The 18,889-nt window shown below is 41.3% G+C and carries 11 protein-coding genes; all 11 read left to right on the top strand.

The features are described from left to right. Positions 1-83 precede the first annotated feature (83 nt). The 11 genes from EJE48_RS07785 (at position 84) to EJE48_RS07735 (ending at position 18,281) form a co-directional block, all read left to right on the top strand. Complete coding sequence (locus EJE48_RS07785; RefSeq protein ID WP_124984469.1) at positions 84-845, top strand: hypothetical protein; 762 nt, start codon at positions 84-86, stop codon at positions 843-845. A 17-nt stretch (positions 846-862) separates the two neighbouring features. Further along, a complete protein-coding gene (locus tag EJE48_RS07780; RefSeq protein WP_118578629.1) occupies positions 863-2,647 on the top strand; it encodes an AAA family ATPase in 1,785 nt (594 codons plus the stop codon). A 12-nt stretch (positions 2,648-2,659) separates the two neighbouring features. Beyond that, positions 2,660-2,881 carry a helix-turn-helix domain-containing protein gene (locus tag EJE48_RS07775; RefSeq protein WP_016406522.1) on the top strand — a complete coding sequence of 74 codons (222 nt, stop codon included), beginning with the start codon at positions 2,660-2,662 and terminating at the stop codon, positions 2,879-2,881. 10 nt (positions 2,882-2,891) lie between these two features. Then, on the top strand, positions 2,892-4,952 hold the full coding sequence (locus EJE48_RS07770) for a cobaltochelatase CobT-related protein (RefSeq protein ID WP_118578631.1): 2,061 nt from the start codon (positions 2,892-2,894) through the stop codon (positions 4,950-4,952). A gap of 7 nt (positions 4,953-4,959) precedes the next feature. Next, the gene (locus tag EJE48_RS07765) at positions 4,960-5,610 is read left to right on the top strand and encodes a hypothetical protein (protein WP_118578633.1); all 651 of its coding nucleotides are present in this window, start codon (positions 4,960-4,962) and stop codon (positions 5,608-5,610) included. A 191-nt stretch (positions 5,611-5,801) separates the two neighbouring features. Beyond that, on the top strand, positions 5,802-6,572 hold the full coding sequence (locus EJE48_RS07760; protein WP_124984468.1) for a Cas9 inhibitor AcrIIA9 family protein: 771 nt from the start codon (positions 5,802-5,804) through the stop codon (positions 6,570-6,572). 17 nt (positions 6,573-6,589) lie between these two features. Then, a complete protein-coding gene (locus EJE48_RS07755) occupies positions 6,590-8,572 on the top strand; it encodes a PcfJ domain-containing protein (protein ID WP_124984467.1) in 1,983 nt (660 codons plus the stop codon). 44 nt (positions 8,573-8,616) lie between these two features. After that, positions 8,617-9,129, top strand: coding sequence for a hypothetical protein (locus EJE48_RS07750; RefSeq protein ID WP_118578639.1), 513 nt, complete (start codon positions 8,617-8,619; stop codon positions 9,127-9,129). A gap of 269 nt (positions 9,130-9,398) precedes the next feature. Beyond that, positions 9,399-10,751, top strand: a complete 1,353-nt coding sequence (locus EJE48_RS07745) for an ATP-binding protein (RefSeq protein WP_118578641.1) — start codon at positions 9,399-9,401, stop codon at positions 10,749-10,751. A 567-nt stretch (positions 10,752-11,318) separates the two neighbouring features. Further along, positions 11,319-11,471, top strand: a complete 153-nt coding sequence (locus EJE48_RS07740; RefSeq protein ID WP_243107994.1) for a TetR/AcrR family transcriptional regulator — start codon at positions 11,319-11,321, stop codon at positions 11,469-11,471. A 90-nt stretch (positions 11,472-11,561) separates the two neighbouring features. Further along, on the top strand, positions 11,562-18,281 hold the full coding sequence (locus EJE48_RS07735; RefSeq protein ID WP_118578645.1) for a stalk domain-containing protein: 6,720 nt from the start codon (positions 11,562-11,564) through the stop codon (positions 18,279-18,281). Positions 18,282-18,889: the final 608 nt, after the last annotated feature.

Here is an 18,889-nt window from a genome sequence, read left to right as displayed (position 1 = left end):
CGTATAAAAGAGGGATGAATCCAGTGTGAGAGACATAGATTTATCCCTCTTTTTTTATTGCAGACAAGGAAAGGATGAAAAAAATGCGAAAGAATGGAAAAACAAGGGAAACAGTTCTGTCAATGGCAGGTACATTGGCAGCGATAGGCATTGGATGCGCTGTTTTTGTACCGGAACGGTTTCGGGCGCATGCATGGCTGCTGATAATCGGCATTTGTATGGTTTTCCTTTGGGAGCTTTGGAAAGAAAAGCAGACAAGAAGAACGGAACGGGAAAGGGAGAGAACAATGCAGATTGTAGACCTTGAACCGGATTATAAAAATCTCTTTGCACAACAGCTGCAGCTGCGCGTGCAGGAGAAGCTACGGGTGAAATTCCCGGAGGCAACTGTTGCACTGGGAGAAAAGGAAATTATGTGTATTGCGGAGAGAAAAAAGGCGGCTTATATCCCGGTTCAGCAAGCAGGTGAATATTGCCATATCAGTATTGCGCTGAGCGAAATGGGAGAAATTCATATGAACCTGTTTTCCCTTGTAAATTTTGAAAGTATCCAAGGGACAAAAAATCTTATGGAGAATAAGAAGCAGGATATAGAACAATGGTTTACACAGAAAGGACAGCAGCTTTTAACAGAGCTTATCACCAATATGAACAGCAGAGGGTACTCTAAGCTGTCTATCAATGAAAATGGAGATGTAACCGTAAAGGAGAATGGCAGAAATGTGCGGAAGGATCATTTCCATGAAATTCCGCCAAAAGAGAGTTGGGCAAGGCTCAGAGAACTGATGATGGATGAAGATGTACAGGTAAAGGTGTCGGGCAGACAGCTGACCTTTGCATGGTAAAGGGAGGAATATATTTTATGGCAGCAAATAAGATTTTTGCATCATGGACGTGGAATCGGAAACTTCCGGCACCCTTTGATGATGTATCTGTGAATGTGAAAAGCAATATGCATTTATCGACGTATAATATGGAGAGTACCCGTACAGCGTCCCTTCATGCGGCAACCTTATCTGCAATTTTACAGCGGATGGAGCTGCACATTACCCCGGAGGATGAAAATGCCGGAGCAGTCGGAACACAGGGAGATCTGCTATATACGGTGGAGTATCCGAGTAAGACAGGCGAACTGCATACAGTAGTATTTAACCGCAAAACAGGGAAATTTATTGCAGGGCGTTATGATGACCTTACCCAGCCGCCAAAACCGTATGTCCTGAAGGAAAACGAACAAAGCGGAACAGCATTATTCTTTGCATTACTCGATATTGCACTTGAAGATGAGGAGTTCATGTGGCATTATAACATGCTTCTGGAACAGAAACGAATGGGATTCCCCGATTTGACTGTTGCTGCAGAGCACGCCTATATTCTTTGTGATAACCTGTACCGCAGGGTGAAAAAAGCAGATACATTAGGCGGTGCAGGTATTCATGTAGTCACACCGACAACGGGGAATATTCCGAATTTTACAGCGATTAACCTGAATCGTGGGGCATATAACCCGGATACTGTATTATTCGGAAAGTTCAAGGTATTTACTGTAAGCCAAAACGTAGGGAAGAAAAGGAGAATGTCGATTACACATGAGGACTTTATCGGGAAATATGTATTAGAAGAACGTGAATTAACGGAAAAAGAACAGCAATGTGTGCCGACTCTTCCGGATTGGTATGTTGTACCGGATGAGGTTGTAAGCATCTGTAAACATGCACAGCAGACCACACGCAGCAGTCGTCCGATGCGGAATTTTCTCCTGCGTGGCAATGCCGGAACAGGCAAAACAGAAGGAGCAAAAGCGATTGCAGCAGGCTTAGGATTGCCTTATTTGCATCTGACCTGCTCTGCTAATACGGAAATCTTCGATATTATGGGGCAGATGATGCCCGTATCGCAGAAACAGAACACTATGGTGGAATACCCGACCTTTGAAGACATCCGCATGGATGCGGCAACGGCGTATTTTAAACTGACGGGTGAATATAACGAAACTATTACAGAGGATGAGGTATATGATAAGCTGCTTGAGGTGATTGCAGAGGATGCAAGGAAATTCGGTGATACCACAAAACAGCAGTTTTCCTATGTGGAATCTCCATTAGTGCAGGCAATGCGTAAGGGGTATGTTCTGGAGCTGCAGGAGCCGACTGTGATTTCAAATCCCGGTGTACTCGTTGGTCTGAACTCTCTTTTAGATACCTGTGGTGCTGTTACATTGCCGACAGGTGAAAGAATCGAGCGTCACCCGGATACGATTGTGGTTGTTACAACGAATATCGGCTATGAAGGCTGTCGTTCCTTAAACCAGTCTATTTTATCCAGAATGGATTTAATCATGGATATGGAGGAACCCGATGTAGATACCCTGGTAAAACGTGTTTCCGGTATTACAGGCTACAAGGAAAAAAGCAGGCTTAAACTTATGGCAGAGATTGTAGCGAGCATACAGCAGAAATGTAGGATGAATATGATTGATGATGGCTGTTGCGGTGTAAGAGAACTGATCAGCTGGGTGCAAAGCTATATGATCTGCGGCGATCTTATGGAAGCAGCGAGGTATACGATTTTACCCTCTGTATCTGCAGATGCGGAGAACAGAGCAGAAATTATGAGTACCTGCATCGAGCCTGTATTAAATGTATAGGGGGATGCGGCTGTGTACGAGAATATTGCAGAGAATTTGAGATACCTGCGTGCAAGCAGAGACCCGGTTTATTCCCAAAGAGAGATTGCAAAAAAGCTTCATGTCAGTAAAAGCACCTATGCAAGATATGAAAGAGGTGAGTTGATTCCACCTCTTTGGTTTTTACATCAGGTGGCTGTTTTTTATGGGGTATCGGTCGGCGTATTGTTGTCTAAGGAGTTAGGGAAGGAGTGAAAAAAGAGGAATGCGAACATCACATAAGGAAATGCGGCGAAAAATCAATGCAGAAGTATCTAAAATTACGGATGAGGAATTGTTCAGTTCCGCAGCCTTTGCGGCGTATCTGACAGATATTGCAGAGGCAGTAACAAAACGTTATAAGAGAAGGCTGCGCGTGGAAACGATATACGATACGTCTGAGAATGCGATGATTGCCTGTACCAATAACCGTAATATTCTGATTAACACAGGAAACTATATTTCTCAGAGTATGCCTTACAGAAAGCTGAAGGCGGAGAGTATTCTGGGGTTGGTCGGGCATGAAGTCGGACATATGCTCTTTACAAATTTTAGAATTTCGGAAACGTACTTTTCAGAATTATCCTATGGCAGGCTATATCCACAGATGGAGTTATCGGAAGAGGAACAGGAAAGCTTTACAGAAGTAACGGATTATTTTAAGGCAGGCACAGAAGCGCAGAAACAGGCAATTCTAAAGGCAGCAAAGCTTCTCTTAAATATCCTTGAGGATGCTTATATAGAGGCGAGAATCTGCGACCGATATACAGGGCGGTTTGCTACGGGTATCCACCTTAATAATATCCGTTTTACGGAAATGATGCCATCTGTTACAGAGCAGTTAACAAATGGCTGCTATCGGTTTTCTGTGTTTTGTAATCTTCTGAATCAGTATTGCCGCAGTGGTGACATCAATAACCGCGATGGGTATACGGGAGAACTGTTAGACCTTTTTTATGATGTGCTACCGCTGGTGGATGATGCGATATACGACGAGGATATGAAACGCAGATGCTACGCAGTCAATCGAATACTGCTTATGGTTTGGGCGTATATCAAGGAAATTGCGGAAAAAGCGGAGGAGAAAGAAAACACATCTGAAATATTGCAGAAATTAAACAAACAGATTCCGCAAATGGCAGAAGTGCCGAGTTTAAACGGCACACCGATTGCGGCAGGCAGTTCGGTTGATACACAGAAATACATAGGCGGGAGAACGGAGATAGAAGAAAAACTGCGGAAGGCAACAGAGCAGGAATCCGGAAGAATCCCCTGGATGAAAACAGATGATTTTGACGAAGGAGAAGAAGGTGGTGTAGAGCAGAATCTGTCCTATCATGGAGCAGGGTATTCCACTGCCGGAGATGACATCAGCCGTATTTTAACTGCTGTTGCGAAGGAAAAGGTACAGGAAGAACTGTCATTGGCATTGACAGAGGAAATGCAGCAGGAGGCAGAGCATATTCGATTGGGAAATGCACACAGCGGTATAAAAATTATCATTAACCGTATGCAGGAGATAGAGGAAAGCTATATACAGCAGTATCAGAGTGTAGCACCGCCATTGCTTGCGATTTCCAAGCAGATACAGAAACGCCTGCAAAGGGTATTTAAGGATATGTCCTTTACAGGGAAAGAATCCGCTCTTCTGATGGGCAGACGTATAGAACCAAGACTGCTTATGGATAGAGAAGGCAGGTTTTTCTCTAGAAATCGTCTGCCGAGTGAAAAGAAATCTCTGGCAGTTGCAGTGCTGATGGATGAAAGCGGTTCTATGGCGGATCAGGACAGAGTGACCTATGCCAGAGCGGCAGGTATCATTATTTATGATTTCTGCAAGGCAATGGATGTACCGATTCTGATTATGGGGCATACGGACGATAGCAATGTTCAGATATATGCCTATACGGATTTTGATTCCATGGATAAAATGGATCGGTATCGGTTAATGGATCTGTCAGCCAGATACGGGAATCGGGATGGTGCAGCCCTGCGGTATGTTGCGGAGCGTTTATTAAAACAACCCGAGGAAAAGAAGCTGTTGCTGCTGGTATCAGACGGACAGCCGGCCGGTACAGGCGGCTATCTGGGTTCGGCGGCAGAAGCAGATTTAAGAGGGATTAAGAAGGAATATACGAATAAGGGAATATTGTTTGTTGCAGCTGCAATCGGGGATGATAAGGAAAACATTGAACGGATTTACGGAGATGCTTTTCTGGAGATTTCTGACTTAACAAAGCTGCCTTTTTTATTAGTGAAAAAGATAGAAAAAGAACTGAAAGGATGAAATGAGCATGAGCGAACAGAACTATATTTCAAGACAGATTACAGTATACAAAACAGATAAAAAGCTGATTGAATTCATTGATAAGCTGAAACCTGCACCGACAGATTTCTATGCACATATCCATTCCTTCGGAGATAAGGATGAAGAGGGCGTAAAGCAGACCTCGTGCATCGGTATTGTTCTGCAGGATTACAGCAAGGGTACCGGAAAGCAGACGATCCGTGTGATGGCGAATATTTCACCGGATGAAGCAGAATATATTCTGACACAGCTGCAAAATAAGGTATCAAACTTTGAGTTGAAGCAGGAAAAGATTTTTGGCACGCCGGATAAGGATGGCAGAGCAAGAGTAACGAAGCTGCGTGTCATCCGCGCGGAAACAGGGAAAGATGGGAAGAAAAGAACATATCCATGGTATGTAGAAATCGGAAATGGCACCGGTATGAAGGTAAAAACAGAGAAAGGCGGTTTTTATATCAAGGGAGATTCTTATAAAGAGGAGGGAAAGGTTTTTATCAATATCAATGATATGGATTTCTTTAAGCTTTTCTTCCGTGTCAGCAGATATATTGCAGCATGGGAACAGACAATTGCACCGCATATTATTATGTCGGGAAAACAGGCGATTGCAGATGCACAGGAAACAGCTGAAAAATGATTTTTTCTGTGGTTGAAGAAAATCATTTTTAGGCTATATTATTTATAGAAGAGATTTCCGATTATAATCCCAATGTGTATTACAGGGACAAGGATAAAATAAGATAATAGAACGGATTACAAGAACAGGAATGATTTAAAACAGATATGTTTTAAATTGTTCCTGCTTTTTTATTTTTAGGAGGAATTGAAATGGATATTTTCAAAAGTATGAATCAAACAAAGGTAGCAGACTTTAGTGTTTTTAAACCGAAGAAAAAGAACCCTGTAACAGCAGAAGAACAGAATGAACAAAATCCTGTTCCCCAAAAAGAAACTGTTGCGGGCAGAATGACAGAAAAAACAGTATTGCCCATAAAAGAAGAAATTCCTGTAGAACAGGATGAAAAGGGTGATTCCGTACCGGAAGAATCTGTACCAAGGGAGAATGAAAAGGATAACGGAAACATTATCCCCTTTAAACAGCAGGAGAATCAGAGTGAAGAAGCAGCGGTTAAACTGGAGGCTGAGTTGGAAACTGCAAAGAGTAATCTTTTGCCGGTATTTCCCATTGTCAGATATTTGAAAAATAAATGTCAGAATGATGCTACATTCGCCGCATTGGTCAATGATGAGCAGAAAACACTTGCCAAGTGCTTTGCGTATGTAACAAGTGAGGTGAAGAAAGCATTAAACAGCCAGAATGGATGGTTGGATGATAATGAGGTTTATGCTTACGCAGAGACCTATTATATGACGGACGAAGCTACTTTTGAACGATTGGCGGCGGAAAAAGCTGAGGAAGAAAAGAAGCGGCAGGAGGAAGTAGCAAGAAAACGGAAAGAACGGGAAGAAAAACTTAAAAAACTGGAGAAAGAGCGGAAGAAGAAAAATGCCAAGGAAAAAGAAAAAACGGTTATAAAGGAAGAATCGCCCCAGACGGAGAATCCTGAAATACAGAATCAGCTTTGCCTACAGATGTAAAGGAGGTGTTTTTTAAGATGGGAAAGAACAGCTTAAAGAAAGTGTTGCTTCGGAAGATACCGGTACAGTTGGCGACAGAGGCTACCATCAGTCAGGCAAGACGGCATGAAAAAGCATCGTACTATATCAAAGCAGCGGTAAGGATGATAAATCATAAACGAATTCTGGTATTGCAGTTATATAGCAGAAAGGATCTTGTTCTTGGGATAAAAGAACCGAGAATCAGAACCTTCCTGACAAAAACGGATTATATCTCACAGTACTATGAAGAAGGTACTGTGAAATGGCGCACGGGCAGATTAGACTCTCTGCTTGCGTATGATTACTATAGCAAGGAAGAACCTGTTCTTTGTGATACCGCTTCGGAACGAGTGGTGAATACATACCTTTCCTATACGGAGGATGAAAGGATAAAGCGAAGTGGGTATGCAAAAATCAGGCAGGCGCAGAACATGATTCTGGAGCAGCGGCTTCAAAAGAAGCATGCAATAATTGAGAAACGCATAGACCGGAAAATGCAAGAAATAAAGCCCTTGCCCAAGGACTTCGATGATTGGATTGATGAGGTTGCGATGGCGCACAGCAGATATATCTATTATCGCTACAGCAGAAAAAAATATATGGACGGCTATTGCACGCATTGCCATCAGGAGGTAAAGGTGCATAAAGTACGGCATCGTGCAAAAGGACACTGCCCGAAATGTGGCGTAAAGGTTATATTTCTTGCAGAGGGAAAAGCAAAACATATTTTTGACCATGGGCAGGTTGCTTATTTCCAGAAAACACCGAAAGGGTTTCTGGTACGGTATTTTTCTGTTTCCAAATCGTATTATGGTGATTACCGTAATCCTAAAATCAGCACGAAGGAGCTGATGCGAGAGTTTTATGAAGATAGCTTGGTTCTTGGCTATGAATATCGGCAGTTTAAACAGACCGGAAAAATCAGATGGTGTCAGGATTGGATGAAATATAGTTTCTTGGACGTAGCGGTCTATACAAAGAATCTGCATGCTGTTCTGAAGAATACGCGGTATCAATATTGTGCATTAAAGGAATTTGCCTCCCGTTGGGACGGGGCCGCAGTGAATCCTTATGGCTATCTGAAGCGGTATCAGAGTATGCCTGAAATCGAATACTTCGTGAAAGCGGGGCTTTATGCAATGACCTACGAGCTTACAAGCTATTCCAATTATGCATATCGTGTGCAGAGGAATAAGAAGTCCCTTCACGAAATGCTTGGGGTTTCCAAACAGAATTTTCGCTTTATTCAAGCCTGCGATATGTCCTTCTATCAGTTGGATATATATAACAAATTATGTAAGCAGGGGGTGAACCTGAGTGCCGGCGAGTTTAAGCGGTTCTACGATACATACAGAAAGAACATGGATGTTATCTTCGCGCTTTTACAGTATACGTCACTGCATAAGGCAGAACGGTACTGTAATGGTTTTATAGACCGACAGTATGACCTTTTAACAATTATGGGTATCTGGAAGGACTATATCTGTTTTTGCCGGGAACTTGGATATGATCTGAAAAATAGCTTTGTCCTGTTCCCGAAAGATTTAATTGTCGCTCATAAATTAGCATATCAGGATGTACTGAATAGACGGGAGCAGGAGCGGAGAAAGAAAATACAGCAGGAAGAACGCCGAGCAAAGCGATTACTGAAAAAATATCGGAATCTCTATGCCTGGAAAGATAATCGGTTCGCCGTTGTTGTGCCAAAGGATTTACTGGAAATCAAAGAAGAAGGACATACCCTCCATCACTGTGTTGCAACCTATACCTCCCGTGTGGCAGACGGAACGAGCATTATCCTCTTTGTGCGGGATTTGCAATCGCCGGACAAACCGTTCTATACGATGGAGCTGCAGAAGAATGAAATCATTCAGTGCAGGGGATACAGCAATCATGTTATGACGAGCGAGGTGCAGGAGTTTGTGAAACGATACGAAAGCAGGGTTTTGAAGAAAATCAGAGAGAAAAATGCAGCATAAAGGAAGTGAAAACACAATAAATGGGATAAAGCGAGGTGGATCACGTGGACTACCAAAAGGAACTGAAAGAATGGTATGAGCATTATGAGGCACGTTATAAAAAGGCTGTTTCTCTGCATATTGATGAGGGCTCCAGACACTACCAAGCCTTTCGGGAAATAGAGTGCAGATATGTAGCACTTTATCTTGTGATGGAACTGATGCAGAATCTGCCCAAGTATCTTTTGCAGGAAGATACTGAAAAACGGATAAAGGAGGTTATCATGCTGATTCTACAACAGCTATTTCTTGGTGAGGTTATTGTAAATGAGCATAGGCAGAAGGAATATATCAGTCGGCGTATTATGCTTTCAAGAGAGGATACTAGGTCTATAGAAATATATCAGGCGGCAGAAAATGCCATAAAACGGATGGATGAAAACGCTTTTGCGTGGAAGGAAGATGCACGCTTTACAGCAGAATTTCAGGCAGATTTGTTTCATATCGTGCAGTGGATGATACTTGCCAGAGAAATGATAGTACCTGTAGAGAAAAATAAGAAAGGTATCTGTGCTTAGAAAGAAAAAATATATCTACTAAAAGAGACCTTGAATAACACCCCATTTGTTAGATAGTACGATAAACAAGTGGGGTGCTTTATTATGCCAAAAGGATTCCCGTGTTTTAACCTTCATTTTTTAGCTAGCATACTAATTAAATTTCTCGAAAACGTGTAAAACTACGGATATAAAAACTTTGAAAAAGTGTATAATTATGGTGTTAAAATTTTGGATTTCGTGATAAAATAAAGGCGTAGTTTTATTGTATAATTGAAAGGAGCTTTTAAATGAAGAGAAAAATATATGATGTGCTCCTGGAATGGAAGAAGGACGGAGCAGGAAAAACAGCATTACTGATTGATGGAGCAAGGCGTGTTGGAAAAAGCTATATTGTTGAGGAATTTGCCAAGACTGAATATAAAACCTACCTTATGATTGATTTCAATAGGGTAAATGATGAAGTGAAAGACTTATTTAATAATTATCTGAATGATTTGGATTCGCTATTTATGTATTTATCGGTTTATTATAATGTAAAGCTATATCCGCATGAATCGCTAATCATTTTTGATGAGGTGCAGATGTATCCAAGAGCGAGAGCTGCGATTAAATATCTTGTGGCAGATGGGCGGTATGATTATATTGAAACAGGTTCACTCATGTCTATTAAAAAGAATGTGCAGGATATTCTGATTCCATCTGAAGAACGCCACATCAGAATGTACCCGATGGATTTTGAGGAGTTTCTCTTAGCATTGGGAAATGATACCCTTATGGGGATTATTAAAAAGTGCTTTACAGAGAATAAGCCAATGGGTCAGAGCATGCACCGTAAGGCTATGGATTACTTCCGGCAGTATTTAATTGTCGGGGGGATGCCGCAGGCAGTTCAGGAGTATGTTTTATCTAAGGATTTTGATAAAGTAGATAAAATCAAAAGAGACATACTTACCTTATATAGAGCAGATATTATGAAACACGCAAGTGGTTATGAAATTAAGGTAGCGAGTATTTTTGATGAAATACCGTCACAACTGCAAAAGCATGAAAAGAAGTTTAAGTTATCATCTATCAGTAAAGAGGCGCGCCTGCGGGACTATGAGGATGCGTTGTTTTGGCTTGAGGATGCAATGATCGTAAATATCTGTTACAATTCTACAGCTCCGAGCATTGGATTGAAACTTAATATGGATCGCATGACCTTAAAATGCTATATGGCAGATACAGGGTTGCTGATTAGTCATGCATTTGATGAAAATGGGATTGTAAGTGAGGAGCTTTATAAAAAATTGCTCTTTGATAAACTGGAAGTAAATAAAGGGATGATCGTGGAGAACATTGTTGCCCAAATGCTTGTTGCAAGTGGTCACAAATTATATTTTTACTCCTGTTCCTGCAGGGAAGATAAAGAAGAAAGAATGGAGATTGATTTTTTGATTGCAAAAAGCAAAACAAGCAATCGCCATAATATTTCTCCCATTGAAGTGAAATCTTCCAAAAACTACACAATCACATCCCTAAAAAAATTTATTAGAAAATTTGATCAACAAACAAATACCCCATACGTTCTGCATACAGGGGATCTAAAAGAGGAAAATGGAATTGTGTTCCTTCCTTTGTATATGACACCGTTGCTTTAATGATCTTGGCGGCACAATTTTATATTTTGCTGCTTTTTCTTGGTGCATTTATGCGTGGAAATAAACCCCCAGTTTTACTGGGGGAAGATAAAACTTTAGTATATAAAAACCTCCTTGTTATAAAATAGCAGTGGTTTGACGACTGCATTGCTATAAAAAGGGCATGTGAGGGTTTTTCTGTAAAATAGTGTTTAAAGGTTCTTCTATGATACGATAAATATCATTAGTAGGACCTTTTATTATGGCAAGGTATAAGAAACCTAACCACTGAAATATTGCAAAGTGCGGCTACGCCGTCAGAGTTCCCAGACAATCTAAGTTAAAGGGTGCCTTCGGAATTTTTCCTTGTATCCGCAGTTTTGCCGCTATTTCAGTTATAATATGTTTTTTTATTTGGAGGCACCTAAGGCATTGCCTTTTTTTATACTTATTTTTTAATGCCGCTGCTGCAAAGACAGTTTTATAAAAGTTTTGATTGCAGAATGGTAAGTCGTATGTTATGATAATTACATAATATTACGGGAGTGTAATCACAAGTATACTTTACATATGAAGGAGTGTGCTAATTTGCCGAGAGGAAAACAATCAGTAGGTCTTTTAACACAGCAGAAGGTACTGCGTGCAGCGGTGGCTCTGTTTCTGGAAAAAGGCTATACTAAAACCACGATCGGAGAGATTGCAAGGGTGGCAGGCTTTGAAGTTCTTTCGGCGGAGCAATAATTTTTTGAAAATTATCTTCTTGATTCTTCTTTTGGAGGGGCCCCAACAATATATTTTATTGTATTTTAACATTATAAAAGGAGGGATATTATGAGGGAAAAACTTTTAAGCTTCGTTTTAAGCATGGTTATGGTTTTTTCTCTTGTTCCGGCAAGTGCCTTTGCGGCGACCGATTTTGAGCCGCCATATGACGGCTACGAGCTTGTTTGGAGCGAGGATTTTGAATCTTATGATTCGGAGAGTTTTAAAGAGAACGAGGAATTGGGCTTTATGGCAAGCACCGATATGCCTGAAGAGTGGTCCGGCCAAGGGGCCTATGTTGTTGAAACTGGCGAGAACGTGCTTGCACCCGAAGGCAGCAAAAATTCTCTTTTTTTAAACGGAAAAGATGCTAAAGTAACAATTAAAACAAGCGATAATTTTGACCTTTCAATCGGTAAGGAGTATAAGCTTACCTTTGACTATTGGACGCTGGACGGCAAAAACCCAGGCAGAAAACTTGCTGCCGAAATTACGCCGGTAGGGCTGTCGGGCGGTTTTTCCGGTGTGCATTGGAGAGTTGAACCAAGCACAGAGAAAATTCAGAATAAAATATTTGACTTTTGGCAGGCCGCAGGATATACTGTTAAGCTTGAGTTTTACTTTGAAAATAATCCGGCGGAAGGTGTTGTGGCTTTTATCGACAACATTGCCCTTTGGAAGCCGAAAGGCGGAGAAACAAAATATAAGCTTTGGGTGGGAAACACACAGGTTACCAGCGCAAATGCAGGAAATGTTTTATCCACAGATACAGTTAACAACGGCAAGATTTCCTTTGATGCGGCAACAAACACCCTTACCCTTGACGGAGCAAATATAGACGAAGGACTTGCCTATAGTAAAGGCGGCAAGCATTATCCGATTTACGGAAAGCTTGATGAACTTAACATTAAAGCTACGGGAAAATCAAGCATTATTGGTACCTATGAAAGCACGTACTCCAACAACTATTGCGGTATTTATAATGAAGGAGCAATTAATATCGAGGGGGACTCGAACCTTACCATAAACCTTGGAAAATATCGTGAGGAGGAGGCCCAGGGAATTTATGCCACAGAGGGCATTACTGTTTCTGATGATGTGAAAATTACGATTCAAGACACTACTGATGATACGGAAAATAAATATATAGGTTTGTATTCTCCCGAAACAATTGAATTTAAAGGCAACTCGGAAACTACGGTGGATATAAACAATAGACATGACTATGTTTCGGCAATTGAAGCCAATGTTTTAAAGGTTTCGGAAGATGCCGTACTTGATATAAAGTCAAACAAAAAGGGCATTTCACATTCTGTAGCAAGCGGTTCAGGGTTTAAGCAGACAGGAGGCAGAGTGACTGTTAATGCGGCTGAAGAAGGCATCTATATGGATAACTTTGAATTCGGCGGCGGAAGCCTTAACGTAACATCAGAAAAAACTGCCCTGCACACAGCAGATACTCTTAAATTTACAGGCGGCACGGCAGAGCTTTTTGGCAAAGAAAAAGCCATAGATTCCGGCAATGCAAAGTTTGATTTTTCAGGCTTTAAAAATTATGCCATTTCGGCAGGAGAAAGTGCGGGAGTTGCCGAAAAGCTTTCCCAAGTTCCTGCCACAGCAGAAGAAATCGGTACACATAAATATTATAAAATTGAAAAAACAGCTGCGCCCGCCCAAGAGTATGACCTTTGGATTTCTGGAGTGCAGGTTACAAGCACAAACGCAGATGATGTTTTAAAAGACGGTACAGTTTCTTTTGATTTTGAATCAAGCACTTTAACCCTTAAGAACGCAAACATCACAGGAAAACACGTCAATAGATTCGGTGCATCAATATTCAGCAACCTTGAAAACCTTGTTATTAAGGTTGAAGGTAATAACACAATTGATTCACCAAAAGATGAAACTACCACAAGCTATAGAGGAATATATTCCTCAGGAAACTTAACCATTTGCGGAACAGGCAGCCTTGATATTGCCTTTGCCTCCGACTGGAACTATATCTATGGAATTGACTCGGTAGGGCTTTTAACTATTGAGGAAGATGTTTCAATTAAAATGAAAAACGTTGTTTCAGGGACTGCGGCTTATGGAATTAATGCAGAAGGCGGAATTAAAGCTTTGGGCAACTCAAAGCTGGATATTACATTAACCCGTGCAGCAAATGCTTCAACCGTAATTAAAGCAATTAACGCTTTGGGGGAATTTGAGGTTTTGGAAAACACCGAAATTACCCTTTCCACAGAGATGAACAATTCCTGGGGGATTTTTGTAAGTCTGGGCGGATCAAGCAGGCTTAATTACATTCAAAAAGGCGGAAAAGTGAACGTTAAGAGGGCTGATGTTGGTATTGAGGTTACAAACTTCGACTTTAGCGGCGGAACGCTTAACGTAGTTTCAAATGATAAAGCCCTGTGTGTGAACGGAAAGGATTCCGTTACTTCGTTTACAGGCGGAAATGCAGAATTTTTGGCAAAAACCGGCGTTGCAGTTTATGAATCTAAAGCAATCACCTTTAGCGACGTGGAGGTTAAAGGCGGCTCCTCCAGTGAAGCTGCACAGCCTATTGAGGCTCCAACAAGCGCAGCAGAATTTAAAGCATATCCATATTTTGCAGTAAACGCAAAAACAGCACCATCGGAATATAACCTTTGGTTGGGCGAAATTCAGGTAACGGAAGCAAATAAAGAGGACATTTTAACCGACAACCCGACCTCTGCAAAATTTGACCCAACAACAAATACCCTCACACTTAGCAACGCAGGCTTTTTTGACTTGGTCGGTGCGCTTAGAACAGTGGATGGGAAAGCGGAATATGTTGGTATTTATGCAGATATGCCAAACCTTATAATTAATCTTGAGAATGAAAACATTCTTGCTATGGCAAGCCCGACTACGGCTCTTACATGCGACTATGCCATTGCAATTGCAAGCACAGGCAATATCACCTTCACAGGAGGCGGAACAATACATGTGGATGTTCCGAAAGCAAATTTTGCTAAGGGCAGCGGCATGAACATGGGAATTTTTGCCGAAGGCAACCTTACATTCGGCAAAAACACAACTGTTAATGTGAACACAATGAGTGGCAACCCCGGCGATAAAGTAGGATTTGTTTATGGTGTTATATCTTACGGAAAATGCGTTGTTCAGGAAAGTGCAGAGCTTAATATAACAACCAGCACGATCGAAGACAGTTATAAAGAAAGTACATACTTCATAGGAGCCATGGCTAATGGTTTTGAAATTAAAGACAGCGCAGAAGTTCAGGTATATTCGTCATATGTCGGCATTGAGTCGGACAGCAAGCCTTATACTCAAAACGGCGGCACAGTGAGGATTACATCCGAATATGCAGGTCTTGCTGTGGAAGGCATGGAATTCACAGGAGGCAGTTTAATAGCTGATGGCGAAGAAGTGGGACTTTCTGTTGCATCTTCCTCCAAAAAATTTGAAATTTCTAACGGAATAATTGAGGCTACAGGAGGTTTGCAGGCGGTTTATTTGGGAGGCATTTTACCTGATACTTCAAAATATACCGATATGAAAATACTTGCGGGGGAAAGCAAAGATATCGCATCAGAAATTACTTCGCTTCCTAACACAGCAGACGGATATAAAATATATAAATATCTGAAAATATATTCTGAAAATTATGAGCCTGAAGAAAAATATAACCTTTGGATTGGTGAAACACAGGTTACAAACAAAAATGCAGCAAATGTTTTAGCAGGTACTGTGAATGATGGGAAAGTTAAGTTTGATGCCAAAACAAATACATTGACCCTTAGCGGAGTAAACATTACAGAAAAAGCCAACATGGGCGTATGGGCTTCTGTTTACAGCAAGCTTTCAGGGCTTAATATTAAACTTGAGGGTGAAAATACGGTTGGTGCACCGTTTGACGGCTCACTGGGTTATTCTGGGTATAACGGAATATATTCCGAGGGAACCCTCACATTTGTGGGCGAAGGAACCCTTAACCTTAACATTGCTCCGGAATGGACTTTTGCCTATGGAATTGGTTCCAAAGGGCTCTTAACTATTGGTGACAAGGTGACAATTAAAACAGACCACCAGGCAACAGCAGGCACCCATGAAGGAATTTTTGCCGAAGGCGGCTTAACAATTGGTGGCGATGCTAACATTAACCTTAAAATGTCGGGAGGCGGCACTATAGGTATCTGCGCTGCGGGAGACTTTAAGGTAACAGAAAATGCAAAGGTTGACATTGTTTCTGATTTGTATTGTTTCTATCAAACATCAACCAAGGGTGGCTTTGACTATGTTCAAGATGGTGGCGAGGTTAAGCTTTTATCAACCGGCAGCTACTGCATTTATGCGAAGAACTTCGATTTTAAAGACGGTAAAATGACGGCAGAAACCAATTATTGGTATGCATTATTCCTTTTGGGGGATAAAATATCCTTTAGCGGCGGCAGTGCGGAATTTTCGGGCAATCCTGCAATTAAGGCAAATAAAGACAGCCTTGCCACAATAGCTTTTGAAGGCGTAACAGTTAAAGCGGGCGACAGTGCAGAAAATGCAGCAGCTATTAAAGCGCCGACAAATAAGACAGAGCTTGAGGCTCATAAATATTACAAAATTGAAAAAACAACGGTTGAACCTGAAAAATACGATCTTTGGGTTGGCGGAATTCAGGTTACAAGTGAAAATGCAAGTGATGTCTTGGGCAACGGAAAAATTTCGTTTAATGAAAGCACAAAAACACTAACCCTTGACAATGCGGAAATTACAACATACTACAAGAAAGACATTGCCACGGGAAGTGGCCAAACAGATTCTTCCGGCTTTATGATATACAGCGGATTGGAGGATTTAACGGTTGAACTGGAGGGTACAAGCAAAATGCTTCCTTCCAATGTATCTGCAGGTGAATTAGATAATTGTTATGGTCTTTACTCTGAACATAATGTAACGATTAAAGGAAACGGCATCATTTCTGTTCCCTACATCACAACCGTTAAATTTGTGTGCGGCTTGGGAGCTTACGGAGATTTGACAATTGAGGAAAATGCGAAAATTTTGATTTCAATAGATCAGGACACGGGTACTGTTAATGAAATCATCAGCATCGGCGGCTCAAATATCACCCTCAAGGACAATGCTTATGTTCAAATTAGAACAATAATTAACGAGACTTTAGGCAATCAGGTGGAAAACATTGCTGTTTTTCCATCCGAAAAAATTGAGATTTTGGGCGATGCACAGCTTTTAGCGGGATCCTGTGGATACGGAATCTTCTGTGATGGACATGGTACAAAATATAAATACATCCAAAAGGGTGGAAGTGTGCAGATTGCCGCTAAAAAACAGGCCATTTCCGTAGATAACGTTATTCAGGAGGGTGGATATCTTCTTGCATCTTCCATAACAACAAATGCTATTTCGGCAGGAAGTGTTGAAATTTCCGATGGCACAGGCGAGTTGTATAGCCCAACAGGCACAATAGATTCAACAAATACTCCGGATTTCTCAAAATATAAAACACCGAAATTTACGGGCGGTGAGGACCCACAAACAGCTTCGGAGGTTGCTTCCTTTGATGCAACGTATGAATATTTCAAATATGAAAAGGCAAATACGCCCGGTACGAAATATACTTTAACGGTAAACGGCGGCACAGGCAGCGGCGAATTTGAAAAAGATGAGATTGTAATGATCGAGGCAAATGCAGCAGAAACAGGCAAGCAGTTTAAGGAATGGATCGGTCTTGACAGTGTAGAATTTGTTGAGGGCACAAGCAAAACAAGCGTAACAGCAAAATTTAAAATGCCTGCCGAAGCGGTTGCGGCAACAGCAACTTATGAAGATGTTATTTCCGGTGAAAAGTATACTGTTACAGCATACGGCCTTTATGGAGATACAATGATAATTACTCCGGGAACAACGTATAAGGCTGATTATGCCAAAGATGAGAGAGTAGCTCTCCAGATTGGTAAGAGAAGTGGATATACATTAAAAGACCTTACACTTGTGGGAATAAGTGAAAGCGACTTAACTTGGACTGCAAAAAATGAAGAAATCAACGACAGAGGCATTAGCTTTACTATGCCTGACCACAGCGTAACCATAACTGTAAACTGGACGAAAATTAACTCCGGTTCTTCCGGCGGCGGTGGCAGCAGCGCAACAAAATATGCTGTAACCGTTTCTTCCGCAGACAATGGCAAAGTTACGCTTGATAAGACAAGCGCGGCGAAGGGCAGTGTTGTAACTATTACAACGAAGGCAAACGATGGCTATGCACTTGGCATAATCAAAGCAACCGACAAAGACGGCAAGGAAATCAAGCTGATCGATAAGGGCGATGGCAAATACACCTTTACGATGCCGGCATCTAAGGTGGAAGTAAAGGCTGCATTTAAGCAGAACGCATCCAAACCCGACCAGCCCGCAGAGGAAACAAAGACAGTCGTAGTAATGCAGATTGGCAGCAAGACAATGTTCGTAAACGGCAAGGCTTACGAAAAGGACGTTGCACCTGTTATCATGAACGACAGAACCTTGGTTCCGATCAGATTCGTAACAGAATCTCTGGGTGGTAAGGTTGCTTGGAATGAAAAGGAAAAAGAGGTCGTACTGACTATTGATGGCAAGGAAATTAAGATGACAATCGGCAAAGTACTTGAAAAATACGGTGTCGCTCCCGTTATCCTCAATGATCGTACCTATATGCCTGTTCGTTTCGTAGCAGATGAGCTTGGTGCAACAACGACTTGGGATGCAGTAAGCAAAATGGTAACGGTTACAAAAATCGAAAAGTAAATTAAAAAGATAACTGGTAAGTAAGATTAGGCGTTCATCGGAAATGGTGAGCGCCTTTTTTCATCCAATATAGTCATGATATGTGATTATTTTGCACTGCTAATAAATATAAATGTGATATATAATAAAGAGCAAGAAAAATTTCTATTCTAAAATTATTTTCGTTTCCCCTTTTGGTATATCTACAGTACGAGAAAATACCTAACCTTTAAAAATTGAATATAAAATCTTGCAGACAACATTGGAGAGAAACTTCTGTTCAGCCACAGTCCGAGTGTGATTATAACCGCCGCAGGCAATGGGAGCAGGCCGTCAAACGGGGGCAGGTGAAATTCCTATGGGCATTTTGCCATCTGCAAGAGCGGGAAAGGAATATATGCTTTCAAAGAATTGTAGCAATTCAGGAAACCTTTCTGTAAAATAATATAATATTGCAATCAGGAACATTGACACAGCAAATCCTCTATGATACTCTAAAGGTACAAGCATTGTTAGGTATCGAGGCATTCGCTGAGAGATGTTGTTTAAGGATGATGAGCGTTATTATTTTATGTCTATACGGCATAAGGTAATAGCGCTTTTTTTATTTTACAGTTTTTTAATCAGGA

The sequence above is a fragment of the Anaerotignum faecicola genome (assembly GCF_003865035.1).
GTDB classification, from domain to species: Bacteria; Bacillota; Clostridia; order Lachnospirales; family Anaerotignaceae; genus Anaerotignum_A; species Anaerotignum_A faecicola.
This window is presented reverse-complemented; position numbering and strand designations above follow the sequence as displayed.